At 44.2% G+C, this 25,169-nt stretch carries 24 protein-coding genes and 1 tRNA gene; 17 read left to right on the forward strand and 8 right to left on the reverse strand.

The features are described from left to right. Window positions 1-66: 66 nt before the first annotated feature. The 3 genes from Xish_RS04760 to Xish_RS04770 all read right to left on the reverse strand — a co-directional run bounded on the left by Xish_RS04760 (window position 67) and on the right by Xish_RS04770 (window position 1,945). Complete coding sequence (locus Xish_RS04760; RefSeq protein WP_099116931.1) at window positions 67-273, reverse strand: helix-turn-helix transcriptional regulator; 207 nt, start codon at window positions 271-273, stop codon at window positions 67-69. 216 nt (window positions 274-489) lie between these two features. After that, on the reverse strand, window positions 490-1,704 hold the full coding sequence (locus tag Xish_RS04765) for a tyrosine-type recombinase/integrase (protein ID WP_099116932.1): 1,215 nt from the start codon (window positions 1,702-1,704) through the stop codon (window positions 490-492). Between the two features lie 164 nt (window positions 1,705-1,868). After that, a tRNA-Arg gene (locus Xish_RS04770) sits at window positions 1,869-1,945 on the reverse strand. A 190-nt stretch (window positions 1,946-2,135) separates the two neighbouring features. On the opposite strand from Xish_RS04770, the gene folD reads away from it, so the two are divergent. The 3 genes from folD to sra all read left to right on the forward strand — a co-directional run bounded on the left by folD (window position 2,136) and on the right by sra (window position 3,866). Further along, window positions 2,136-3,011: a bifunctional methylenetetrahydrofolate dehydrogenase/methenyltetrahydrofolate cyclohydrolase FolD gene (gene folD / locus Xish_RS04775; RefSeq protein ID WP_099116933.1), complete on the forward strand. Its 876-nt coding sequence runs from the start codon at window positions 2,136-2,138 to the stop codon at window positions 3,009-3,011. Further along, window positions 3,011-3,223 (forward strand): ribosome-associated protein YbcJ, encoded by a 213-nt coding sequence (gene ybcJ / locus Xish_RS04780; RefSeq protein ID WP_099116934.1) that lies wholly within the window; start codon window positions 3,011-3,013, stop codon window positions 3,221-3,223. The genes folD and ybcJ overlap by 1 nt, the downstream gene beginning before the upstream one ends. 406 nt (window positions 3,224-3,629) lie before the next feature. Continuing rightward, on the forward strand, window positions 3,630-3,866 hold the full coding sequence (sra, locus tag Xish_RS04785) for a stationary-phase-induced ribosome-associated protein (RefSeq protein WP_099116935.1): 237 nt from the start codon (window positions 3,630-3,632) through the stop codon (window positions 3,864-3,866). Window positions 3,867-4,002: 136 nt separating this feature from the next. Here sra and cysS read toward each other — a convergent pair whose 3' ends face one another. After that, a complete protein-coding gene (gene cysS, locus Xish_RS04790; protein WP_099116936.1) occupies window positions 4,003-5,385 on the reverse strand; it encodes a cysteine--tRNA ligase in 1,383 nt (460 codons plus the stop codon). Between the two features lie 274 nt (window positions 5,386-5,659). Here cysS and ppiB point away from each other — a divergent pair, with 274 nt between their 5' ends. The 4 genes from ppiB (at window position 5,660) to purK (ending at window position 8,670) form a co-directional block, all read left to right on the forward strand. Beyond that, window positions 5,660-6,154 carry a peptidylprolyl isomerase B gene (gene ppiB, locus Xish_RS04795; RefSeq protein WP_099116937.1) on the forward strand — a complete coding sequence of 165 codons (495 nt, stop codon included), beginning with the start codon at window positions 5,660-5,662 and terminating at the stop codon, window positions 6,152-6,154. 17 nt (window positions 6,155-6,171) lie between these two features. Then, the gene (locus Xish_RS04800; protein WP_099116938.1) at window positions 6,172-6,894 is read left to right on the forward strand and encodes a UDP-2,3-diacylglucosamine diphosphatase; all 723 of its coding nucleotides are present in this window, start codon (window positions 6,172-6,174) and stop codon (window positions 6,892-6,894) included. Window positions 6,895-7,075: 181 nt separating this feature from the next. Then, window positions 7,076-7,600, forward strand: coding sequence for a 5-(carboxyamino)imidazole ribonucleotide mutase (purE, locus tag Xish_RS04805; protein ID WP_244186105.1), 525 nt, complete (start codon window positions 7,076-7,078; stop codon window positions 7,598-7,600). Then, a complete protein-coding gene (gene purK, locus Xish_RS04810) occupies window positions 7,597-8,670 on the forward strand; it encodes a 5-(carboxyamino)imidazole ribonucleotide synthase (protein ID WP_099116940.1) in 1,074 nt (357 codons plus the stop codon). Before purE ends, purK begins: the two co-directional genes overlap by 4 nt. 125 nt (window positions 8,671-8,795) lie before the next feature. On the opposite strand, the gene satP is transcribed toward purK, so the two are convergent. After that, window positions 8,796-9,368 carry an acetate uptake transporter gene (satP, locus tag Xish_RS04815; RefSeq protein WP_099116941.1) on the reverse strand — a complete coding sequence of 191 codons (573 nt, stop codon included), beginning with the start codon at window positions 9,366-9,368 and terminating at the stop codon, window positions 8,796-8,798. A 347-nt stretch (window positions 9,369-9,715) separates the two neighbouring features. Here satP and dnaK point away from each other — a divergent pair, with 347 nt between their 5' ends. Both dnaK and dnaJ read left to right on the forward strand, forming a co-directional pair. Continuing rightward, window positions 9,716-11,626, forward strand: a complete 1,911-nt coding sequence (dnaK, locus tag Xish_RS04820) for a molecular chaperone DnaK (RefSeq protein WP_099116942.1) — start codon at window positions 9,716-9,718, stop codon at window positions 11,624-11,626. Window positions 11,627-11,730: 104 nt separating this feature from the next. Then, window positions 11,731-12,867, forward strand: a complete 1,137-nt coding sequence (gene dnaJ / locus Xish_RS04825; protein WP_099116943.1) for a molecular chaperone DnaJ — start codon at window positions 11,731-11,733, stop codon at window positions 12,865-12,867. A gap of 111 nt (window positions 12,868-12,978) precedes the next feature. Here dnaJ and Xish_RS04830 read toward each other — a convergent pair whose 3' ends face one another. Then, window positions 12,979-13,824 carry a DMT family transporter gene (locus Xish_RS04830; protein ID WP_099116944.1) on the reverse strand — a complete coding sequence of 282 codons (846 nt, stop codon included), beginning with the start codon at window positions 13,822-13,824 and terminating at the stop codon, window positions 12,979-12,981. 208 nt (window positions 13,825-14,032) lie between these two features. On the opposite strand from Xish_RS04830, the gene nhaA reads away from it, so the two are divergent. Both nhaA and nhaR read left to right on the forward strand, forming a co-directional pair. Further along, window positions 14,033-15,211 carry a Na+/H+ antiporter NhaA gene (gene nhaA, locus Xish_RS04835; protein WP_099116945.1) on the forward strand — a complete coding sequence of 393 codons (1,179 nt, stop codon included), beginning with the start codon at window positions 14,033-14,035 and terminating at the stop codon, window positions 15,209-15,211. Window positions 15,212-15,442: 231 nt separating this feature from the next. Then, entirely contained in the window at window positions 15,443-16,369 is a 927-nt protein-coding gene (gene nhaR / locus Xish_RS04840) for a transcriptional activator NhaR (RefSeq protein ID WP_074023431.1), read from the forward strand. A gap of 103 nt (window positions 16,370-16,472) precedes the next feature. Here nhaR and rpsT read toward each other — a convergent pair whose 3' ends face one another. Then, window positions 16,473-16,733, reverse strand: a complete 261-nt coding sequence (rpsT, locus tag Xish_RS04845; RefSeq protein WP_038240544.1) for a 30S ribosomal protein S20 — start codon at window positions 16,731-16,733, stop codon at window positions 16,473-16,475. Window positions 16,734-17,081: 348 nt separating this feature from the next. Here rpsT and ribF point away from each other — a divergent pair, with 348 nt between their 5' ends. From ribF to ispH, 5 genes are all read left to right on the forward strand, one after another. Further along, window positions 17,082-18,026: a bifunctional riboflavin kinase/FAD synthetase gene (gene ribF / locus Xish_RS04855; RefSeq protein WP_099116946.1), complete on the forward strand. Its 945-nt coding sequence runs from the start codon at window positions 17,082-17,084 to the stop codon at window positions 18,024-18,026. A gap of 26 nt (window positions 18,027-18,052) precedes the next feature. Then, window positions 18,053-20,866, forward strand: a complete 2,814-nt coding sequence (gene ileS / locus Xish_RS04860) for an isoleucine--tRNA ligase (RefSeq protein WP_099116947.1) — start codon at window positions 18,053-18,055, stop codon at window positions 20,864-20,866. Continuing rightward, window positions 20,866-21,378 (forward strand): signal peptidase II, encoded by a 513-nt coding sequence (lspA, locus tag Xish_RS04865; RefSeq protein WP_099116948.1) that lies wholly within the window; start codon window positions 20,866-20,868, stop codon window positions 21,376-21,378. The genes ileS and lspA overlap by 1 nt, the downstream gene beginning before the upstream one ends. Window positions 21,379-21,493: 115 nt before the next feature. Continuing rightward, a complete protein-coding gene (fkpB, locus tag Xish_RS04870) occupies window positions 21,494-21,964 on the forward strand; it encodes an FKBP-type peptidyl-prolyl cis-trans isomerase (RefSeq protein WP_099116949.1) in 471 nt (156 codons plus the stop codon). Beyond that, window positions 21,945-22,898, forward strand: coding sequence for a 4-hydroxy-3-methylbut-2-enyl diphosphate reductase (ispH, locus tag Xish_RS04875; RefSeq protein ID WP_099116950.1), 954 nt, complete (start codon window positions 21,945-21,947; stop codon window positions 22,896-22,898). Before fkpB ends, ispH begins: the two co-directional genes overlap by 20 nt. A 150-nt stretch (window positions 22,899-23,048) precedes the next feature. On the opposite strand, the gene Xish_RS04880 is transcribed toward ispH, so the two are convergent. Next, entirely contained in the window at window positions 23,049-23,705 is a 657-nt protein-coding gene (locus Xish_RS04880) for a GNAT family N-acetyltransferase (protein ID WP_099116951.1), read from the reverse strand. 438 nt (window positions 23,706-24,143) lie between these two features. Between Xish_RS04880 and dapB the strand changes: the two genes are divergently transcribed. Beyond that, on the forward strand, window positions 24,144-24,965 hold the full coding sequence (gene dapB, locus Xish_RS04885) for a 4-hydroxy-tetrahydrodipicolinate reductase (RefSeq protein ID WP_099116952.1): 822 nt from the start codon (window positions 24,144-24,146) through the stop codon (window positions 24,963-24,965). Window positions 24,966-25,169 lie beyond the last annotated feature (204 nt).

Genomic DNA, 25,169 nt, shown 5'->3' on the forward strand with positions numbered 1-25,169 from the left:
TGTGTCTCACCACACTGGGGCGTTGTTTTTTTATATTACGTTTCTTATGTCATGTGCTTTTATCTGTTATGCCGCTCGCGATTCCGCGATCCGCTGCGCAATCCAGTTATTAATTTCTGATTCAACAAAGGCGACGGAACGGGAGCCGAGTTTGACTTGTTTCGGAAATTCTCCGGTACTAATCAATTTGTAGATCCACGCTTTGCTATAACCCGTTCTGCGTTGAACTTCCGGCAAACGAATAAGGTTTTCCTTCGGTGCTGTCATTGTCATATTTTTTCTCCTGTTACCGAGTCCTTGAGCGCTCATCGTGGACGTTGTTTGATGACAGGCGGATTATTTAAAAAGCAAGACTAAATGAACAGCGTTAATTGTTTTTCCAATTTGTTGAATTTATTTTTTCAGGAAATATTGGCTTTTAATTGGCATTATGTATAAAAAACAAGCTCGTGTGCCACGAGCACACTTGCGCAAAAAATCATCATATATTTACGCCCTTTTGCCAAATTTTTCAATCAGCACATTTTCGCCTCGTTCCAGCATCTCCATATGATCCGCATACCATTGCAGCATTTCCCGGCGACCATCCAGATACTGAGCGTGGTTGTAAGTACCACGAATGCTATTCTTGTCAACATGAGCAAGCTGAGTTTCAATCCAAGCTGTGTTATAGCCTTGCTCATGCAGGATAGTACTCATGGTATGGCGGAAACCGTGGCCTGTTGCCCTGCCGTCATAACCAATACGCTTAATAACCTGATTGATGGCTGCCTCACTCATTGGCTTACCCGCATCGTTACGACCGGGGAAAACGTATTTCCCGCGTCCTGTAATCTCATGCAGTTTAATAAGAATGCTTTTAACCTGATTTGACAGTGGGACAATATGAGGGCGACGCATTTTCATTCGCTCGGCGGGGATTTGCCAGAGATCGTTATCGAAATCAAATTCAGCCCATTCCGATTCTCTCAGCTCAATAGTACGTACTCCGGTCAGCATCAGCATACGTGTTGCTGATTGCGTCACTTGGCTACCACTATAACCACTCAGGGCGATAAGAAAATCATGCAGTTGGTCGGCTAAAAGGTGTGGGAAGTGCTTTTGTTTGGGAGTTTTCAGTGCGCTGGCAAGGTCAGTAACGGGATTGAATTCAGCCCGTCCGGTAATAACGGCATAGGTAAAAATTTGCCGACACGCCTGTCTGGTTTTCTTCAGTTTATCCAAAACACCGCGTTGCTCCATTTTTCGGAGCACAGCCAGCATTTCAGCAGGTTTAATCTCGGTAACAGCACGTTTACCAATATACGGGAAGATGTCTTTTTTCAGATATTCCAGTATGTCTTCGGCATACCCTTGTGACCAGTTTGGGCATTTATATTCGTGCCATTCAATAGCGATGGATTCAAAACTATTGCTGACCGCAAATACTTTGGCTGCTTTTTCAGCCCTTTTTTCCTCTATCGGATCATGACCATCCGATAGCGTCCGCCGCGCATCATTTCTCTTGGTTCGAGCTTCGGCAAGGGAGATTTCAGGATATACCCCTAACGCGAGCAATTTTTCTTTGCCAGCGATCCGATACTTTAACCGCCAGTAGCGAGAGCCATTAGGGTTAACTAATAGATATAGTCCGCCACCATCTGCAAGTTTGTAGGGTTTTTCTTTCGGCTTTGCAGTGTCCACCTGTCGGGCTGTTAGCTTCATGGGGGGTATCTCACTTCATTGAACCTGAATGTACCCCTAAATATACCCCTATAAGATCGTAGATTTCAACATACCTTACTAGACTATAGGAGAACGGGAAAAGGCCAACACTGCGTATTTACTGGGGTTTTGTAGACTTCGGAAGACGTTACAATATGAAGGGATGGCACGCCCTACAGGATTCGAACCTGTGACCTACGGCTTAGAAGGCCGTTGCTCTATCCAACTGAGCTAAGGGCGCATTATGGTATATAGAATAAGAAACATTATTAATGCCTTAACGCAGCACCGGATTATACGGGCATAATGGAATGAGTCAATGCCCTTTTCGCTCATATGTTCATTTTATGATTATTAATAAAACTGACAGGCGGTTCATGTTCTGACAAAATAGCACGCATTCCTATACTTGATAGTGGAATCTTAAATACATGTCAGCAAAAATTATTGATGGGAAAACGATTGCGCAGACAATCAGAAACGAAGTTGCAGAAAAAGTCAGGCAACGTGTTGCCGCCGGAAAACGAGCGCCAGGTCTTGCCGTCGTTTTAGTGGGAGAAAATCCTGCTTCTCAAATTTATGTCGCCAGCAAACGCCGCGCTTGTGAAGAAGTCGGGTTTATGTCCCGCTCTTATGACCTGCCTGATACTACCAGCGAAGCTGAATTACTCTCCCTGATAGATGATCTGAACGCCGATGCGCAAATCGATGGTATTTTGGTTCAACTCCCTTTACCTGCCGGCATTGATAATGTCAAAGTACTGGAACGCATTCATCCTGATAAGGATGTGGATGGTTTCCACCCTTATAATATCGGTCGTCTGTGCCAGCGCGCCCCGAAACTGCGCCCTTGTACTCCCCGTGGAATTGTAACTCTACTTGAACGCTGCAATATCAATACCTATGGACTAAATGCCGTTATTATCGGTGCTTCTAATATCGTTGGGCGCCCGATGAGCCTTGAATTGCTATTGGCAGGCTGTACAACCACAGTAACGCATCGCTTTACCAAAAATTTGCGTCAGCATATCGAACAGGCGGATTTACTGGTCGTTGCTGTTGGTAAGCCAAACTTTATTCCCGGTGAGTGGATTAAGCCAGGTGCAATTGTGGTTGATGTTGGCATTAATCGGCTGGAAAATGGCAAAGTTATCGGTGATGTGGATTTCGATAAGGCATCAGAACGCGCAAGTTGGATCTCCCCTGTACCTGGTGGTGTCGGGCCGATGACCGTTGCAACACTGATTCAAAATACCTTGCAAGCTTGCGAGGAATATCATGATGTAGATACAACTGAAGGTTATTGATGGAAATTTTTTATTTAGATGGCCACCCTTATGTCGAGTTATGTGACTTGTTGAAATTTCAAGGATGGTGTGAGAGTGGTGCTGCAGCGAAGGCCGTGATTGCAGAAGGTTTGGTACAAGTTGATAGCCAACTCGAAACTCGTAAACGCTGCAAAATTACCACCGGTAAAGTTGTTGCCTTTAATGGCAAATCAGTTCGCGTTGAAGAGTAAATCAGTAGGTAGTAAACATTACTATTAATACGTTTCAGAAAGACAGTATCTTGTATATTAAGGTGCTGTTTTTTTTATTTTATAAATAGAAATTGATTGTTTTTTATCACCAATTTATATAAGCCAAAATAAGGTGATATATAAATATTAGACAATATAAGGCCAATATTATTAGCTGATATCCTTACTATCCTGATTTAAAACTTATTCTAATATAAAGATCCCCAAGAAACCCATAGTACGAGCAGATAAAAATAAGTACCATAATATTATTTTTCTAGTTGAGAGCTATCAGGCTTTATTCGCAAGATATGTGACATTGACGATATATTGACAAACAATCATATCAATTTTCTAATAAGTCGCTATACTGGGAAGCTTATGTACAACTGAAACGGAGTTAATTATGTTAAGTAATAGAGCTGCAAGAAGGTTGTTAGGTTTGCCTTATAAATTAAGTAATTCTAAACGTAGAGTAAAAATTTCTCTTCTTAATCCTGCTTCCAATGATAGTACCCATCAAATACCAGAGCATCTAAGTAATTCTTCTTTCGTTGCTATAAAACGGGATGTAGTTTCTGGAAAAGCCACATATCACGCTGGAAATGTTTTCTATCCTGAGTACTTAAGTCGTCACCAATAAATCTGCCGGTTTTCATTCCGCTCATTTATCCAACAAAAACTACAACTAAAAAACCTCGCTATGAAAGCGCGACGGCATTAAAAACTAAACCGCCCATCTAAGGGGCGGTTCTTGTGTTCAATAAATTAAAAATCGATTACTTACGGCGCCATGTTGTTCCTTGCGGACCATCTTCCAGCTCAATTCCCATGTCATTTAACTGGCCACGCGCCGCATCGGCCAATGCCCATTCTTTATTTTTACGCGCATCATTACGTTGCTTAATTAGCGCTTCGATTTGGGCAACATCGTCGTCTGCCTGTGCCCCGCCTTGCAAAAAGTGTTCTGGCTCTTGTTCTAAAAGACCAAGAATGCCTGCCAATTTACGCAGAGTAGCCGCCAGACCGTTAGCCGCAACCATGTCTTCTGTTTTCAGACGATTAAGCTCACGCGCCATATCAAATAAGGTTGAATACGCTTCCGGTGTGTTGAAATCATCGTTCATTGCTTCAACGAAACGAGCTTCAAATGTTTCTCCACCAGCAGGTTGGGCAGATTTATCTGTACCACGCAAGGAAGTATACAGACGTTCAAGGGAAGTGCGTGCCTGTTTCAGGTTCTCTTCCGTATAATTCAACTGGCTGCGATAGTGACCGGATAATAAAAAATAACGCACGGTTTCAGCATCGTAATACTCCAGCACATCACGGATAGTAAAGAAGTTGTTCAATGATTTGGACATCTTCTCTTTATCCACCATGACCATGCCGGAATGCATCCAATAATTGACGTAAGGACCATCATGGGCACAGGTTGATTGTGCAATCTCGTTTTCGTGGTGTGGGAACATCAAATCAGAACCACCACCGTGGATATCAAAGTGGTGACCCAGCGTTTTGCTATTCATAGCGGAGCATTCAATATGCCAACCCGGACGGCCTGCTCCCCACGGAGATTCCCAACTCGGCTCACCCGGTTTGGACATTTTCCACAACACAAAATCCATCGGGTTACGTTTTACCTCTGCCACTTCAACACGAGCACCAGCCTGCAATTGTTCCAGATCCTGACGGGAAAGCAGGCCATAATCAGGATTGGTGTCAATGGAAAACATAACATCACCATTAGCAGCAACATAAGCGTGACCGCGCTTGATAAGCTCTTCCGTGATTTCAATGATTTCCGATATATGTTGTGTGGCACGAGGCTCTAAATCAGGGCGCAGAATATTCAATGCATCAAAGTCGCTATACATTTCTGTCAACATACGCGCGGTTAAATCGTCACAACCTTCATTATTTTCGATAGCACGCTTAATAATTTTGTCATCCACATCAGTGACGTTACGGACATACGTCAGATCATATCCCAGATAACGCAGGTAACGAGCAATAACGTCGAATGCCACAAATGTTCTGCCATGACCGATATGACACAAGTCATAAATGGTAATGCCACACACGTACATGCCCACCTTTCCTTCGTGAATCGGCTTAAATTCTTCTTTTTGACGGCTGAGAGTGTTGAAAATTTTTAGCATCAGTGGGTTTTCCGTAAAAATTAATGTACGTGCAATAAAATTAAGTGAATTGGCTGATTATAGGCTTCTTTATCAGCAAGATAAATAAACGAGGATATGGAGAAGCCCGACACGATATTTCACCTTGATATGTAATGGTTTGCAAGTGCTGTAAGCCACCTTGTTCTGATACGATTCCTGAATACTGACTCAAAATCTGAGATATGATATAACAGCGGTTGTTCCGAATCCCCTAATTACAGGGCCAATCAAAACTATTACTAGGATTTTTATTATGGTGACTTTCCACACCAATTTTGGCGATATCGTAATCAAAACATTCGCTGATAAAGCGCCTGTCACTGTTGAAAACTTCCTGAGTTACTGCTCGGAAGGTTTTTACAACAACACGATTTTTCATCGTGTTATCAATGGCTTTATGATTCAAGGCGGTGGCTTTGAACCAGGTATGAAGCAGAAAATGGCTAAGGATCCTATCAAAAACGAAGCCAACAATGGCCTGAAAAACAGCCGTGGCACCCTCGCAATGGCACGCACCAATGATCCACACTCTGCAACAGCTCAGTTCTTCATTAACGTTGTCGATAATGATTTTCTTAACTTCCGTTCAGAGCGTCCAGATGGATGGGGTTATTGCGTATTTGCCGAAGTCGTTGAAGGCATGGACGTTGTTGATAAAATCAAAGGCGTTTCCACTGGCCGCAGCGGTATGCACCAAGATGTGCCACATGAAGATGTGATCATTGAACGTGTCACCGTTGGCGAATAATTACTGTTAGACGCTATATGAGTACACTGTTTATTGCAGACTTGCATCTCAGTGAACAAGAGCCGGCAATTACTGCCGGTTTTCTGCGTTTTTTACGTGAGGATGCAATCCACGCTGAAAGTCTCTATATCCTCGGTGATTTTTTTGATTACTGGATTGGTGATGATGACCCCAACCCATTGCATATTAAAATCGCCAAAGCACTTAATGAATTGAAACAAAAAGGTATTCCCTGTTATTTCATTCACGGCAATCGTGATTTTCTGCTCGGCTCCCGTTTTGCCAGAGAGAGCGGCTTGATTCTGCTGCCACAGGAAAAAGTGCTGGAACTACACGATAAACGTATTCTGATTTTGCATGGTGACACGCTATGCACCGATGATATCAACTATCAGCAGTACCGTAAGCGAGTACATACTCCGTGGATACAACGGCTATTCCTGCTTCTCCCTTTATTTATCCGCTTGAAAATTGCAGCTAAAATGCGAGCAGGTAGCGAATATGCTAACAGCCAAAAATCCACATCTATTATGGATGTTAATCAAGAGGCGGTTATCGAGCATTTTAAAAGATATCAGGCAGATTGGATAATTCACGGGCATACTCACCGCCCCGCAATACACGATATTCAGTTTGGCGATAAAACCGTGCATCGCGGTGTATTAGGGGCATGGCATGAGCAAGGTTCAATGTTCAAAGTGACAGAAACGGCGATTGAGTTGATATCCTTCCCCTTATAAACACCTTCCGCCTATTTTGCAAAAATCGACAAATCAAACGACGCAAACGTTTTCCCTGGGCTATTAGCATGATATGATCCGCCGTCTGAAATTTCACTTTGTTCTGGTAGACACCCAATACAGGAGCATCTGATTTATGACGTCCAGCTCTGATCATCCCACAACAGCTATAACTCCGACAATGACTCTTCCAACAGAAATAGAACCCCAAAAACACACCAAAATTGCCATTGTTATGGGTTCTAAAAGCGACTGGGCAACGATGCAACATACAGCCGATATCCTGACCGAACTCGCTATTCCTTTTCATGTTGAAATTGTTTCGGCACACCGAACACCAGATAAACTTTTTCATTTTGCAGAACAGGCGAAAGAAAACGGTTTTGATGTGATTATCGCTGGTGCAGGTGGGGCAGCACATTTACCGGGGATGCTGGCAGCCAAGACCTTAGTGCCTGTGTTTGGAGTTCCTGTACAAAGCGCGGCGCTTAGTGGTGTTGATAGCCTGTATTCTATCGTTCAAATGCCAAAAGGTATCCCCGTAGGTACACTGGCTATCGGCAAGGCAGGAGCAGCGAATGCCGCATTGCTGGCTGCCCAGATTCTGGCCTTGCATGACAGTGCGCTGTTTCAACGTTTGTCCGATTGGCGTAGCGCACAAACCCAGACTGTTTTGGATAACCCAGATCCACGGGAGGATGCATGAAGCCCGTTTGTGTATTGGGAAATGGTCAGTTAGGCAGAATGCTGCGTCAAGCCGGTGAACCATTGGGAATTGCTGTCTATCCTGTCGGCTTGGATGCCGAACCGGAAGCAGTGCCTTATCAAAACAGCATTATCACCGCAGAAATTGAACGTTGGCCAGAAACCGCATTAACCCGCGAATTGGCTCATCATAAGGCTTTTATCAATCGTGATATTTTCCCTCAACTGGCGGATCGCTTGCCACAAAAGCAGCTCATGGATATGTTGGGCCTGGCAACCGCACCGTGGAAACTGCTTTCCACGCCCGAACAATGGCCACAGTTATTTGCGGAATTAGGGAATTTCATCATTGTGAAACGACGGACAGGAGGCTATGACGGGCGTGGTCAATGGCGTATCCGGCCGGGTGATGAAACAACTCTTCCTCCTGAAATTTACGGTGAATGTATTGTAGAACAGGGCATTCCATTTTCGGGGGAAGTATCGCTGGTGGGTGCCCGTAATGCCAAAGGTGAATCAGTATTCTATACGCTAACTCACAATTTGCATCAGGAAGGTATTTTACGTACCAGCGTTGCTTTGCCTGATAATGGTGACGATAAACCATTTCAACAACAAGCAGAACAGATGCTATCTGCCATTATGAATCAACTGAACTATGTTGGTGTTATGGCGATGGAATGTTTTATTGTTGGCAATAATTTGTTGATCAATGAATTGGCGCCACGAGTTCACAATAGCGGTCACTGGACGCAAAACGGCGCTTCTATCAGCCAGTTTGAACTTCACCTGCGGGCAATATTGAATCTTCCTATGCCACAACCAAAAATCTTTGCACCATCCGTTATGATCAACCTGATCGGTACGGAGATAAATCCTGCGTGGCTGAGTTTGCCGCTGGTTCGTTTACATTGGTATGAAAAAGAGGTTCGTCCGGCACGTAAGGTGGGGCACTTAAATGTGACCCATACAGATAAGGGGACATTGAAAACAACGTTGCAAACATTAGCCTCACTATTACCAACAGAATATCAAAGCAGTCTTAATTGGGTACAAGAGAAATTAAGTTGATCAATTGCCAACTAAAGAAAATGGGGTCACCACCAAACTCGGCAGAAAAGTGATTACTGCTGTAGGGTTAGGGGGATGAGTCAAATACAGGATGAGCATAGATCACTCATCCTGTCTAAAAACAGTTAAGCGTGTTTCACTTCACCAATCGGCAGGACAGTACGACCATATTGTTCATTCAGAACTTCAGCCATTGCCAGATAAAAAGCACTCGCACCACAGATAACGCCTTCAAAACCCGCGAAGGTCAAGATATTGGCGTTGCCAGTGATATTACCAATTGCCAGCAATGCAAACAGCAACGTCAGGCTACCAAAGACAAATTGCAGGACACGGTTAGCTTTCAATGTACCAAAGAACATAAACAGCGTGAAAATTCCCCACAGAGCGAGATAAACGCCAAGGAACTCTTGGCTGGTTGCTTCAGCCAATCCCATCTTTGGCAGGAAGAGCAAAGCGATCAGGCTCAACCAAAACAGACCGTAAGAGGTAAATGCGGTTGCAGCAAACGTATTTCCTTTTTTGTACTCAAAAATACCGGCCAGAACCTGAGCCAAACCACCGTAAAAAATTCCCATGCTCAAAATTGCCGAGGCTAATGGGAAAAAACCTGCATTGTGCAGATTCAACAAAATGGTTGTCATGCCAAAACCCATTAAACCCAGTGGGCCTGGGTTTGCCAACTGATTAGAATGCATATTTCCCCTAAAAACTTAAATAAAACAAAATGTTAAAAAATTTATCGTGGCGCTTTCCTGCACCAATAAATCAGAAAAGGCGGCGGATCATAATGTGATGACATCAACTACACAATGGCCTGTGAAAAATTTTTTTATTAAATCTCACTTTTTTTTCAATTCTCCCCTTGATGATGAGATGAATGACCCCATCTAAGTCTCAACTACAGTTACTACTGAATATTTCAGCATTAGCTGAAAAATAAAATGAGGAATTTCTGGCAAATAAAGCCATTGAAAAGCAAACATTCGCCCTCATATAGCTAGTAACTTGACCGAATATATGAATTTTTTGTGGAGGCGTTTAGATGGGTAAAATTATTGGTATCGACTTGGGAACTACCAACTCTTGTGTAGCAATTATGGACGGCACAACGACTCGTGTGCTTGAAAACAGCGAAGGTGACCGTACCACACCTTCTATCATCGCATATACTCAGGATGGTGAAACTCTGGTTGGTCAACCAGCTAAACGTCAGGCTGTTACTAACCCGCAAAACACCCTGTTCGCCATTAAGCGCTTGATTGGCCGTCGTTTCCAGGATGAAGAAGTACAGCGTGACGTATCTATCATGCCATACAAAATCATGGGTGCGGATAACGGCGATGCGTGGCTGGAAGTGAAAGGCCAAAAAATAGCACCACCTCAGGTTTCTGCTGAAGTTCTGAAAAAAATGAAGAAAACAGCGGAAGACTATCTGGGTGAGCCAGTAACCGAAGCTGTTATCACTGTTCCTGCATACTTCAACGATGCACAGCGTCAGGCAACTAAAGATGCTGGCCGTATCGCAGGTCTGGAAGTTAAGCGTATCATCAACGAACCAACTGCGGCTGCACTGGCTTACGGCCTGGATAGAGAAGTGGGCAACCGCACCATCGCGGTTTATGACTTGGGTGGTGGTACTTTCGATATCTCTATCATCGAAATCGATGAAGTTGATGGCGAAAAAACGTATGAAGTTCTGGCAACCAATGGTGATACCCACTTAGGTGGTGAAGACTTCGATAGCCGTATGATCAACTATCTGGTTGATGAATTTAAGAAAGAACAAGGCATTGACCTGCGTAATGACCCACTGGCAATGCAGCGTCTGAAAGAAGCAGCAGAAAAAGCGAAGATCGAACTTTCTTCTGCACAGCAGACTGATGTAAATCTGCCATACATCACAGCAGATGCAACCGGTCCTAAGCACATGAACATTAAAGTGACTCGTGCAAAACTGGAATCTCTGGTTGAAGACTTGGTTAAACGTTCTATCGAGCCTCTGAAAGTCGCACTGAATGATGCTGGCCTGTCTGTCTCTGACGTCAACGACGTTATTCTGGTTGGTGGTCAGACTCGTATGCCAATGGTGCAGAAAGCCGTGGCAGATTTCTTCGGCAAAGAGCCACGTAAAGACGTGAACCCAGACGAAGCAGTTGCAATGGGTGCAGCAGTTCAGGGCGGTGTACTGGCAGGTGACGTGAAAGACGTTCTGCTGCTGGACGTCACTCCACTGTCTCTGGGTATTGAAACCATGGGCGGCGTGATGACTTCCCTGATTTCTAAGAACACCACTATTCCAACTAAACATAGTCAAGTGTTCTCTACAGCGGAAGACAACCAGTCTGCGGTAACGATCCATGTACTACAGGGTGAGCGTAAGCGTGCCAGTGATAACAAATCTCTGGGTCAGTTCAACCTGGATGGTATTCAGCCAGCAATGCGCGGCACTCCGCAGATCGAAGTGACTTTCGATATCGATGCTGACGGCATCCTGCACGTTTCTGCGAAAGACAAAAACTCAGGTCGTGAGCAAAACATCACCATCAAGGCATCTTCTGGGTTGAACGAAGAAGAAATCCAACAGATGGTACGTGACGCAGAAGCAAACGCAGAAGCTGACCGTAAGTTTGAAGAGTTGGTTCAGATCCGTAACCAGGCTGACCAATTGATCCACGGCACGCGTAAGCAAGTTGAAGAAGCGGGTGACAAACTCACTGCGGATGATAAAGCGGCAATCGAGAAAGCAACTTCTGAGCTGGAAACGGCTGCGAAAGGTGAAGATAAAGCTGAAATTGAAGCGAAGATCCAAGCCCTGGTTGAAGCATCCAAGAAACTGCTGGAAATTGCACAACAGCAAGCCCAGGCTGGTGCTGCCGATGCTGGCGCAAGCAACGCGAAGAAAGACGACGACGTTGTAGACGCTGAATTCGAAGAAGTTAAAGACAAAAAATAATAGCCCTTAGCGGGCAAAGTAACAGGGCGCCTGTTACTTGTTAACTGGCACGGGCGTTGAGGTAACTCTACGCCCGTGCGTGCGTGTTAAGGGTAAACAATACGATGGCAAAAAAAGATTATTATGAAGTTTTGGGAGTTTCCAAAACTGCAGACGAAAAAGAGATCAAAAAAGCCTATAAACGGCTGGCAATGAAATATCATCCAGACCGTAATCAGGGTGATAAAGAATCAGAAAGTAAATTCAAAGAAATTAAAGAAGCGTATGAGATCCTGACAGATTCTCAGAAACGAGCTGCTTATGACCAATATGGTCACGCTGCCTTTGAACAGGGTGGCATGGGCGGTGGCGCCGGTGGTTTCGGTGGCGGAGCTGACTTTAGCGATATCTTTGGTGACGTTTTCGGAGATATTTTCGGTGGTGGTCGTCGTCAGCAGCGTCCTAGCCGTGGCTCAGACCTGCGTTACAGCATGGAATTAACCCTGGAAGAAGCTGTCCGTGGTGTGACCAAAGAGATCCGCATCCCTACACTGGAATCTTGTGATACCTGTCACGGTAGCGGAGCTAAAGCGGGCACCAGCCCAGAAACTTGCCCAACCTGTCACGGGGCAGGTCAGGTACAAATGCGTCAAGGGTTCTTCGCAGTCCAGCAGGCTTGTCCGCAGTGTCATGGACGCGGAAAAATCATCAAAGAGCCTTGCGCTAAATGTCATGGGCATGGTCGGGTTGAAAAATACAAGACACTGTCTGTTAAAATTCCATCAGGCGTCGACACCGGCGATCGTATTCGTTTGAGTGGTGAAGGTGAAGCAGGTGAACACGGTGCACCATCCGGCGATCTGTACGTTCAGGTGCAAGTCAAACCTCACCATATCTTCGAACGCGATGGCAGCAACCTCTATTGTGAAGTTCCAATCAACTTCGCAACCGCTGCATTGGGTGGCGAAATTGAAGTTCCAACCCTTGATGGCCGTGTCAGCCTAAAAATCCCTGCGGAAACCCAAACTGGCAAGTTGTTCCGTATGAAAGGGAAAGGTGTTAAATCCGTCCGTGGCGGTGTTCAGGGCGACTTGCTTTGCCGTGTCGTAGTAGAAACACCGGTTAAGCTGAATGAAGAGCAGAAAGAGCTGATGCGTAAACTGGGCGAATCTTTTGGCGGGAAAAGCGGTGAAACCAACAGCCCTCGCTCCAAAAGTTTCCTTGATGGCGTGAAGAAATTTTTTGATGATCTGACTAAGTAATTTAATGCTTTTGTGAGATCTCGCATAAATCCCGCCTGATTATCTTTCTAATGTATTGATAATCAGGCGGGATTTCTAATCTATTAAATTACCTTCAATTTTAAAGGGAAGTTATCCTAGCTTCGTACCAATAACCCCAGCCACAATCACAATACAAGCTAATAATCGCATTTTGTTAAACGGTTCCCGCAAGATAACGACAGACAACAACATTGCAAATAACACGCTAGTTTCGCGCAATGCCGCAATCAGCACGATGGGCGCATGCCCCATTGCCCAAATCACGATACCATAACTTAGTAATTGCATCAGCCCACCCAATATTCCCTGTTTCCAGTGTTGATGAAGCAACCTTCCGGCAGTATTCCAATATCGGAAATACATAATCGCGCCCATTACCCAGCCATTAATCGCAAACAGCCATAAGATATAGGTCAAAGCATTATCGCTGGCTCTGGAGCCTGCTCCATCGGATAAAGTATAACCAGCGGTAAATACCGATGTTGTGATTGCTGCAATTAACGTTTTGCGATCCAGTTGAAGAGAATTTTTCCCGTATGGAAAAGCAATTAACATAATCCCCACGATAATTAGCCCTACTCCCAACATGGCAAGGGGCGGCAATATTTCCTGCAAGATGACCCAACTAAATAAAGCGGTAATGAGTGGCGCACAACCTCTGGCAATTGGATATACCTGACCCAAATCTCCAGTAGCATAAGAGCGGCTTAAAAACAGACAATAAGCCGTATGTAAAACAGCAGAGACGATTAACCACGGCAGAGAGGATAATGATGGCAATCCAACCCAAAACAGTCCCAATGTGGCGATAATTCCGGCAAAGAAGACAATGATTGAAATGCCCAAGAACCGATCTGCGCTAATTTTAACTAAAGCATTCCAACTGGCATGTAACAACGCAGCGCCAAGGACAAACAGGAAAAGTAACGTTGTCATGGAGTATTTTACTCATATTGTTAGCACAAATAATGATTAAAATTTCTTCTGTTATGCAGTGTAATTTATCAAAATTTCGAAAAATATTATTTCATTATGTTACAATTCGGATATTGCGATTTATATCGCACAAATAACCTTCTTTTTCCGATGTCATGACTAGCATAACATGCATGACCTTGATTCAATTTCATAAGTTAATTTATCCATGACTGCAATCATTCGCCAATTTTTGAAATTAGAAGCTGCTGGAGGGATCCTTCTCATTATAGCGGCCATTATTGCGCTGGTTATGGCGAATACGCCATTGCAGGGTATTTATCATCAATTTCTCAACCTTCCTGTTGCAGTGCAATTCGCAGCGCTGGAAATCAACAAACCATTATTACTCTGGATCAATGATGGGTTAATGTCCGTATTTTTTCTCATTGTCGGGCTGGAAGTGAAACGGGAACTCATGGAAGGCTCACTTGCTGGTCGCGACAAAGCCATTTTCCCCGCCATTGCTGCACTTGGGGGGATGTTAGCTCCGGCATTGATCTATCTGCTGTTTAATGGCAGTGATGAAATCACCCAACAAGGTTGGGCAATTCCCTGCGCAACAGATATTGCTTTTGCACTAGGGATCATGGCGTTGTTGGGGAAACGTGTTCCCACCGCATTAAAAGTCTTTTTGCTTGCGCTGGCGATCATTGATGATTTGGGTGTCATCATCATTATCGCTTTGTTCTATACCAAAACAGTATCCCTCGCAGCATTAGGCTTGGCTACAGCCATGATTGGATTATTGGCCTGGATGAATTGGAAAGGAATAGCTAAAACATCCGCTTATCTGATTGTTGGTGCTGTTTTATGGGTGTGCATCTTGAAATCAGGTGTTCATGCCACACTGGCCGGCGTGATTGTTGGATTCTTGATCCCCCTTAGAGATAAAAAAGGTGAGTCACCCTCTGAAACTCTGGAGCATGAACTGCATTCATGGGTTGCTTATCTCATTCTGCCACTATTTGCTTTTGCCAATGCAGGTGTCTCACTACAGGGTGTTACATTAGATGGTTTAACCAGTATATTGCCGATAGGCATTGCACTTGGTCTGTTTATTGGTAAACCGTTGGGCATTTTCCTGTTTAGCTGGATTTCGGTAAAACTGGGGATCGCCAAATTGCCGGAAAAAATTGGCATGAGACAAATCTTCGCTGTTTCCGTATTGTGTGGAATCGGTTTTACCATGTCTATCTTTATCTCCGGTCTGGCGTTTGAAGGCCTCAATGATACCTTCAACACTTATTCCCGCTTAGGTATATTGATTGGTTCCACAACCGCGGCTGTTGTTGGTTATGGATTACTCACCATACTGTTACCGAAGAAAAAACGTGGTCAAAAATAGATGAATAGTCTAATTTAAGCACAGATATAGAAAGAATTTCCGAGGTAATACATTCTCTTAATATTCGCGGTAAAACTTTTATAACTGCGATGCTATAACTGCGATACCGCGAATATTTTCATAGTAATAAAAAATAGTGATAGAAAAATAGGAAAACGCCATAATCTGGCGACCTGAAATGTATGGTCACGGCTGTTATACAGATGTGGGGCAATACACAAGGATAAATATATGCGGGTTTCACATTTAAATTTTAACCACCTCTATTATTTTTGGCACGTTTGCAAGGAAGGCTCTGTTGTAGGAGCGGCAGAAGCGCTATACCTGACACCACAAACCATTACAGGACAGATAAAGGCGTTGGAAGAACGTCTGGATGGGAAATTATTCAAGCGGCAAGGAAGAGGATTAGTACCCTCAGAACTGGGGCAATTAATTTTTCGCTATGCGGATAAGATGTTTACACTCAGTCAGGAAATGATGGATATCGTTACTTACAGCCGAGAATCAAATCTGCTGTTTGATGTGGGTGTCGCTGATGCACTGTCTAAACGTTTAGTGAGTAAGGTACTGGAAACAACCGTTGTAGAGCACGAAAAGATCCACTTGCGTTGTTTTGAATCGACACATGAAATGCTGCTTGAACAACTTAGCCAGCATAAGCTGGATATGATCCTATCCGATTGCCCAGTGGATTCTTCTCAACAGGAAGGATTGTTTTCAGTGAAATTGGGGGAATGTAATATCAGTTTTTACTGCCGCCAACCGATCCCAGAAAAACCCTTTCCAGCATGTTTGGAAGAGCGCCGTTTATTAATTCCGGGGCGCCGCTCTATGTTAGGCAGAAAGCTCCTGACATGGATACGTAATAAAAATCTTGAAGTTGAAGTGCTGGGCGAATTTGATGATGCCGCTTTGATGAAAGCATTTGGTCTGTATCACAACGCCATTTTCATTGCGCCTTCTTTCTACGCCAATGATATTTTTGCTGATAGTGATATTGTTGAGATAGGCCGATTGGATACTGTACAGGAAGAATATTACGTCATCTTCGCCGAGCGTATGATTCAGCATCCGGCAGTCCAGCGCGTGTGTAACAAAGACTTTTCTGCTTTATTTAGCTCACCGCCAAAAAGTCGCCCTGAAAAATTATATTAAAATTATCATTTAAAATCAGCAGATTAAAACTAGCACATCAAAACCAGCAGAGACAAAAAAACCGGCGTAAAGCCGGTTTTTTTAGCATTATCAAAACGTATGATTACATCGCTTTGATTTGTGCTGCCAGAGCAGATTTATGACGTGCTGCTTTGTTTTTGTGGATCAGACCTTTGCAGGCGTGACGATCAACAATTGGTTGCATGTCATTGAATGCTTTCTGTGCAGCTTCTTTATCGCCAGCAGCGATAGCCGCGTATACTTTCTTGATAAAAGTGCGCACCATAGAACGACGGCTCGCATTGTGCTGACGGCGTTTCTCAGACTGTACGGCGCGTTTCTTAGCTGATTTGATATTAGCCAAGGTCCAACTCCCAAATATATTCTATCGAGGACAATTCAAAGGCCGAGGAATATGCCTGTTCAGCCTTCTTTTGTCAATGGATTTGTGCAAATAAGCGTCGTTGTACAGCGACGCTGGTTACGTTGTGATGGGGCGGGATTTTATCAGCTTACTCAGAGGGAATACAGTCTTTCGCAATAAAAAACTGAATGAACCACAGAGAAATGCGATAAATTAAATATTTTTCGGGCATCTAGCCTATTTTTATTGTATGAATCAGGTTATTAATTAAAACCCTTTGTGATCGTGGGTTAACCTTGAGCGTTGTACAAGGTATAATCCGACAATTTCCACGGTATTGAGCCAGCTATGGAGCTAATTCGCGGTATACACAATATCCGGGCGCGTCACCATGGTTGCGTGCTGACGATTGGTAATTTTGATGGTGTCCATCGCGGGCATCAAGCTTTATTAAAACACTTGAAGCAAGAAGGGCAGCGTCTCGGATTACCGACAATGGTTATGATTTTCGAACCGCAGCCTCTGGAAGTTTTTGTGGCAGATAAAGCGCCAGCTCGCCTGACCAGGCTGAGAGATAAAATAAAGTATCTAGCCCAAAATGGCGTTGATTATCTGTTATGTGTGAAATTTGACAAACATTTTGCAGCCAATTCACCTGAAACCTTTGTTTCACAGTTGCTCGTTGAAAAACTGGGTGTTAAGTTTCTGGCAATAGGAGATGATTTCCGTTTTGGCAAAAATCGCCGCGGAGATTTCCACTATTTACAGCAAGCAGGCCAACAATACCGTTTTGATGTCGCCAGCACAGACAGTTTTTGTGACAGCGGTCTTAGGATCAGCAGTACAGCCATTCGTCAGGCACTGCAAAGTGATGATCTGGCCTTGGCTGAAATATTACTGGGGCACCCTTACAGTATAAGCGGCAGAGTTGTTCACGGTAAGCAATTGGGACGCACTATCGGTTTTCCCACTGCCAACTTACCGTTGAAACGTCTCGTTGCGCCCGTTAAGGGCGTTTATGCTGTTGAAGTCCACGGACTGGGCGATATCCCCCTACCGGGTGTTGCAAACATAGGCAATCGCCCCACAGTTGCCGGCCTTGGCCTGCAACTTGAAGTGCATTTGATTGATACCCAAATGGATCTGTATGGGCGTCATATTGATGTGGTATTACGTAAAAAATTGCGTAATGAGCAGCGATTTGCTTCGCTTGATGCGCTTAAACAGCAAATCGCAAATGATGTGGTTACTGCGAGGGACTATCTCTTGCAGCAATCCAAGTCATGTATCTAGCGGAAAATTGGAATTGAGAATCGATAATGAGTGACTATAAAGACACCCTGAACTTACCGGAAACAGGGTTCCCTATGCGCGGGGATTTAGCTAAGCGCGAACCAGATATGTTGAAACGTTGGTACAAAGAAGGTTTGTATCAGGCAATTAGAAAAGCAAAATCTGGCAAGAAAACGTTTATTTTGCATGATGGCCCTCCCTATGCAAACGGCGATATTCATATTGGTCACTCAGTTAATAAAATTCTCAAAGATATTGTCATTAAGTCCAAGGGGTTATCAGGCTTCGACTCGCCTTATATTCCGGGTTGGGACTGCCACGGTTTGCCTATTGAGCTCAAGGTTGAGCAGATTATCGGCAAGCCAGGGGAAAAATTTTCCGCCGCTGAATTCCGTGCTGAGTGCCGTAAATATGCCATGACTCAGGTCGAAGCACAGAAAGCGGACTTCAAACGTCTGGGGGTACTGGGCGATTGGGATAAACCTTACCTGACCATGGATTTCAAAACCGAAGCTGACATCATTCGTGCACTAGGCCGTATTATCAAAAATGGGCACTTGCTGAAAGGCGTAAAACCCGTTCATTGGTGTACTGACTGCGGTTCCTCCCTCGCCGAAGCGGAAGTGGAATATTACGATAAAACCTCCCCTTCTATCGACGTGCGTTTCACGGCTGTTGATGCTGGTGCCGTGTACGCCAAATTTGATGTACAACCACAAGGGCTTCCTGTTTCTTTAATCATCTGGACAACCACTCCGTGGACATTACCAGCAAACCGTGCAATTGCCTTAGGTGCGGAAATTACCTACCAGTTGGTCAAAGTCAATGATGAATGCGTCATTCTGGCGGCTGAACTTGTCGAAAGCGTTATGCAGCGCGCGGGTATCACTGCATGGGAAGTTTTAGGCGATTGCACGGGCGCAGCTCTGGAGCTGTTGCGCTTCAACCATCCATTCATGAGCTACGATGTTCCCGCCATCCTCGGTGATCACGTAACGCTTGAAGCAGGGACAGGTGCAGTACATACCGCGGGTGGTCACGGTCCAGACGATTATTCTATCAGCTTAAAATATGGCCTTGAAATCGCCAATCCGGTTGGCCCGAATGGCTGCTATCTCTCTGGCACTTATCCTGCTCTGGATGGACAATTTGTCTTTAAAGCCAATGACATCATTGTTGAATTGCTGAAAGAGAAAGGCACATTGCTAAGTCTGGCAAAAATCCAACACAGCTACCCGTGTTGCTGGCGCCACAAAAAACCCATCATCTTCCGTGCAACACCACAATGGTTCATCAGCATGGACAAAAATGGTTTACGTGCACAATCTCTAAAAGAGATCAAAGACGTTCAGTGGATACCTGGTTGGGGACAAGCGCGTATCGAGTCAATGGTAGAAAATCGTCCAGACTGGTGTATTTCTCGCCAGCGTACATGGGGCGTACCCATGTCTCTGTTCATTCATAAAGAGACACAAGAGCCACATCCTCGTACCGTTGAATTGATCGAAGAAGTCGCTAAACGCGTTGAAGTCGATGGCATTCAGGCATGGTGGGATCTGGACGCAGCAGACCTGTTGGGTGATGAAGCCGCAGATTACACCAAGGCGCCAGATACACTGGATGTCTGGTTTGATTCAGGCAGTACCCATTCTTCGGTTGTGGATGCCCGTCCAGAATTCAACGGCAATTCAGCCGATCTGTATCTGGAAGGTTCTGACCAGCACCGTGGCTGGTTCATGTCTTCACTGATGCTGTCCACAGCAATCAAAGGCAAAGCTCCTTACCGTCAGGTTCTGACTCATGGTTTCACCGTTGATGAACAAGGGCGTAAAATGTCCAAATCCATCGGCAATACTGTCAGTCCGCAAGATGTGATGAACAAACTGGGCGCAGATATCCTGCGTTTATGGGTAGCAGCTACTGACTATACTGGCGAAATCGCTGTTTCTGATGAGATCTTGAAACGTTCTGCTGATGCTTACCGCCGTATCCGCAACACCGCCCGCTTCCTGTTGGCAAACCTGAATGGTTTCAACCCAGAAGAGCACATGGTAAAAGCAGAAGATATGGTTGTTCTGGATCGCTGGGCTGTAGGTCGCGCTCAAGCCGCACAAGCAGATATCCTTAAATACTATGAAGAGTATGATTTCCACTCTGTAGTTCAACGCCTGATGCAATTCTGTTCCGTGGAAATGGGTTCGTTCTATCTGGATATCATCAAAGATCGCCAATATACCGCGAAAAGTGATGGCCTTGCTCGTCGTAGCTGCCAGACTGCATTATTCCATATCGCAGAAGCACTGGTTCGCTGGATGATGCCGATTCTGTCGTTTACTGCTGATGAAATTTGGCATGAATTGCCAGGTAAACGTGCTCAATACGTCTTTACCGAAGAGTGGTATGACGGACTGTTTGGTCTGGCAGATGGCGAAGATATGAACGATACTTTCTGGGCTGATCTGTTGTCAGTACGTAGCGAAGTGAATAAAGTGCTGGAACAGGCTCGTAATGATAAACATATCCGCAGTTCACTGGAAGCGGCTGTCACACTCTATGCAGATGAAGCTCTGGCGGAAAAACTCAACAAATTGTCTGACGAACTGCGCTTTGTCCTGCTGACCTCTCAGGTTGAAGTTGCTGCTTATGCAGCCTCCGGTGATGATGCGCAACAAAGCGAAATTGCCGGTCTTAAAGTGGCTTTGCGCAAAGCAGACGGCGAAAAATGTCCACGTTGCTGGCACTATGCTAAAAACGTGGGCCTGGTGGCGGAACATGCAGAACTTTGCGGCCGCTGTGTGACTAACGTTGCCGGTAACGGCGAAGAGCGTAAATTTGCCTGATGAGTAAACCCATTTGTTCCACCGGACTTCGCTGGCTTTGGCTGGTTGTTGTGGTATTAATCCTGGATTTGGGAAGCAAGCTCTTAGTGTTGCAGCATTTCACGCTGTACGAATCCATGCCATTGATACCTTATTTCAATCTGACTTACGCCCAGAATTTAGGGGCAGCCTTTAGTTTTCTGGCCGATAAGGGGGGTTGGCAGCGTTGGTTCTTTGCATTGGTGGCCGTTGCCATCACAGTTGTACTGCTGGTAATGATGTATCGTTCCAATGCCAAGCAAAAACTGAGCAATATTGCCTACGCCTTAGTGATTGGTGGTGCTTTGGGAAATTTGTTTGATAGGCTGGTGCATGGCTTTGTTGTCGACTTCATCGATTTTTATGTCGGAGAATGGCACTGGCCTACCTTTAATATTGCAGATTCTGCAATTTGCATCGGGGCTGTTCTCATTATCATCGAGAGCTTTATCAGCCCTGATGACAAGGACAAGCAAGCAGTCTCAAAAACTTAGTCATTGAAAGAATGATAATAAACCAGCCCCAGCATGGTTAACTGGGGCTGGTAACTTCGTCTATACCTAATAGCGGTATACTAGCAATCATTTTTAAGTAAAAGGCTTGAGCAACATGTCAATGCAGGTGCAAACGCACAGTGCAGTTTTATTACATTTCACATTAAAGCTGGATGATGGCTCTACGGCAGACTCGACTTATAGTCAAGGTAAACCCGCATTATTCCGTCTCGGTGATGGTAGCCTCTCTGCCCCACTGGAAGAGCAGCTTCTTGGGTTGAAAGTTGGTGATAAGCACCAATTTACGCTGGCTGGGGAAACTATTTTTGGCAAACACAACCCCGATTTAGTCCAATACTTCACCCCTCGCGATTTTTCCGATGCCGGTGTCCCAGAAGTAGGAACCATCATGTTATTTACAGCCATGAACGGCAGTGAAATGCCGGGATTTGTCAAAGAAGTGGCTGAAGGTTCCATTACTGTTGATTTTAACCATCCGCTGGCTGAACAAAACATCACTTTTGAAATTGAAGTGCTGGAAATTGACCCTCAGTTGGAGGAAACCCATGCAAATATTGCTGGCTAACCCTCGTGGTTTCTGTGCTGGTGTTGATCGTGCCATCAGCATCGTGGAACGCGCACTGGAATTGTACGGTGCCCCCATCTATGTTCGCCATGAAGTGGTACACAACCGTTATGTGGTTGACAACCTTAGGAAGCGTGGTGCCATTTTCATTGAAGAAATTTCAGAAGTGCCTGATGGTGCCATTTTGATCTTCTCTGCACATGGTGTTTCCCAGGCCATTCGTGCAGAAGCCCGTTCCCGTCATTTAACTATGCTGTTTGATGCTACCTGTCCGCTGGTCACCAAAGTTCATATGGAAGTAGCAAGGGCAAGTCGCAAAGGCAAAGAGGCGATTTTAATCGGACATGCTGGTCACCCTGAAGTAGAAGGCACAATGGGGCAATACAATAACCCCAACGGGGGAATGTATCTGGTGGAATCACCGGCAGATGTGTGGAAACTGCAAGTTAAAGATGAAAATAACCTCTGTTTTATGACCCAAACAACACTTTCTGTTGATGACACCTCAGAAGTGATTGATGCACTTAATGCAAGGTTCCCCAAGATTGTCGGCCCACGCAAAGATGATATCTGCTATGCCACAACTAACCGCCAGGAAGCGGTACGTGATTTGGCATTAGGGACTGATGTAGTGTTAGTTGTTGGTTCTAAAAACTCATCAAATTCAAATCGTCTGGCGGAACTTGCGCAACGCGTAGGCAAGCCTGCCTATTTGATTGATTCTGCCGAAGATATCCAGCCAGAGTGGATCACAGGTGTCAGCGCAGTGGGTGTCACGGCGGGGGCATCGGCACCTGATATTTTGGTACAACAGGTGATTGAACGCTTGAAAACTTTCGGCGCAGAAACAGTTAACGAACTGCATGGTCGAGAAGAAAATATTGTTTTTGAAGTACCGAAAGAGTTACGGGTTGAAGTGAAAGAGGTTAATTAGCTTAAGCCCAACGCTTTCAAAATTAAGCAAATTCAAACTCGGTTTTTTTCAGGTTGGAAGATGGGTTGGGAGGGATAAGAAATTAATCCCGACCCGATCTCCCACAAAAATCCGAATACATTACGATGTCTTGAGTACTCAGTCTGAAATTTAGCTAAACATATATCTATAAGTATCAGTTGCCTCATTATATTTCCATTTGTCATTTCTCTCAGGATGTAATTCCATGTGAGTTTCTGTCTCAACAAATCCCATATCCAAATATGCCCGTATAGCTTCACGTAATGGATTAAGTTGTAGATTACCGTTCTTCCCCCATTTTTGTGATTTATTTACTGCCTGTTCAATCAGTAAAGCACCACAACCTCGAATACCGCAATGAATTGCTAAATAAATAACTTTAGGAAGAGCAGGGAAGTAATTATCTCCCGTGGAAAGCAACAATCCCCCTATAGGAATCCCCCTGAAATAAGCAACAAAAAATGACATTCCCGACTCTTTTGTACGTAGTTTTGCATTAAGTGATATACTACCCAATATTTCAAACGCCTTAGTAAACCGGCTATTCCATTTTTTTTGCTCATCATCGCAACCAATTGAATCAACAAGATATTTCCAACTATTATCCTTCATATCCGTTCTTATTTTCGTCATTGCTCTTGATGCTTCTTCTGGACTAACTTCGTTAATGACTATGGATGCTCTTATATTGACTGAGCTTGGCCACTTCTCCGAAAAGGATTGAGCTCGGATTAAAGAGCCAGATACTAAAGGTTGATGAATATTAAAAGATTTTGATCTGAACATAATGTTATCTCCAATGAATAAAATTATTTAATTACCAAATAAAAATATAACGCCATTTTTACAATGAGTTTCTATCCATCCTTTTATTTACATTAATAAACATAATATTTGCACTTAAATTGTTTAATTAATAATATGAATAGAAATGTATTTTCGATAACGACTCAACTATATTAAATGAGAAAATACCCCCAAGGTAGCACTTTTTTTATAGCAATTTAATTCTGATTACCATGCTCCTTGTCATTCTGATTATCTAGTCAGAGAAATAACGCCATGTAGCACACTATCTGCTGTTCAGTATTTTTTATAACTGACTGTCTGATCGCTGTTTTTCTAATGACCTTTACCTAAGTCTGGCGCAACCGTCTCCTGACAGTTAAGCTGTAGAACTTTCCTTTGTTACCTCAATTAAAAATGATTTACAGAGAGGGCCTTATGGCTGATGCAGATATTCGTGTTGCTATCGTGGGCGCTGGCGGGCGCATGGGACGCCACCTTATTCAGGCTGTCCAGTTGTTGGAGGGGGTTACACTTGGCGCAGCATTAGAGCGTTCCGGTTCTTCATTGGTGGGAACCGATGCTGGAGAGCTGGCTGGGATTGGTAAAAACGGCGTGATTATCAGTGATGACCTGCATCAGGTCATTGAACACTTTGATGTACTGGTTGATTTTACTCGCCCTGAAGGCACATTGGCTTACCTCTCCATTTGCCGCCAATATCGCAAATCAATGGTTATCGGCACAACAGGTTTTGATGATGCCGGTAAACAAGCCATTGCAGAAGCCTCCCGTGAGATCCCCATTGTTTTTGCCGCGAATTTTAGTGTCGGCGTCAATCTGGTACTAAAATTGCTGGAAAAAGCCGCTGTAGTTATGGGGGAATATACTGACATCGAGATTATTGAAGCCCACCATCGCCATAAGGTAGATGCTCCATCAGGAACAGCATTAGCAATGGGTGAGTCCATCGCTAATACATTGGGTCGCGATCTCAAAGAAAGCGCAGTTTATGCCCGTGAAGGCCATACAGGAGAGCGAAATCCTAAAAGCATTGGATTTGCCACCATACGAGCAGGTGATATTGTGGGAGAGCATACCGCGATCTTTGCTGATATCGGTGAACGTGTAGAGATAAGCCACAAGGCTTCAAGCCGTATGACATTTGCTAATGGCGCAATTAAGGCAGCAATGTGGCTAACAGGAAAAAATAAAGGTCTTTATGATATGAAAGACGTGCTAAATCTTGATGAAATTTAATTATAAAATATCATAACCATATATTATTACACAATTATTTTTAAAATAATTGTGTAATAACGACATATGAATAAATTATGATTGAAAACCTAATTTAATTACTATTTATATAATAATACTTAGCCTTTTTATTATTTTTTTCCCATAAATACGAAAAAAACCATATGTTTTTTCTATTTTCAAGTTTTCTCTCACCATAATCGT

Origin of the sequence: Xenorhabdus ishibashii (assembly GCF_002632755.1) — a bacterium.
In the GTDB taxonomy this organism is placed as follows: Bacteria; Pseudomonadota; Gammaproteobacteria; order Enterobacterales; family Enterobacteriaceae; genus Xenorhabdus; species Xenorhabdus ishibashii.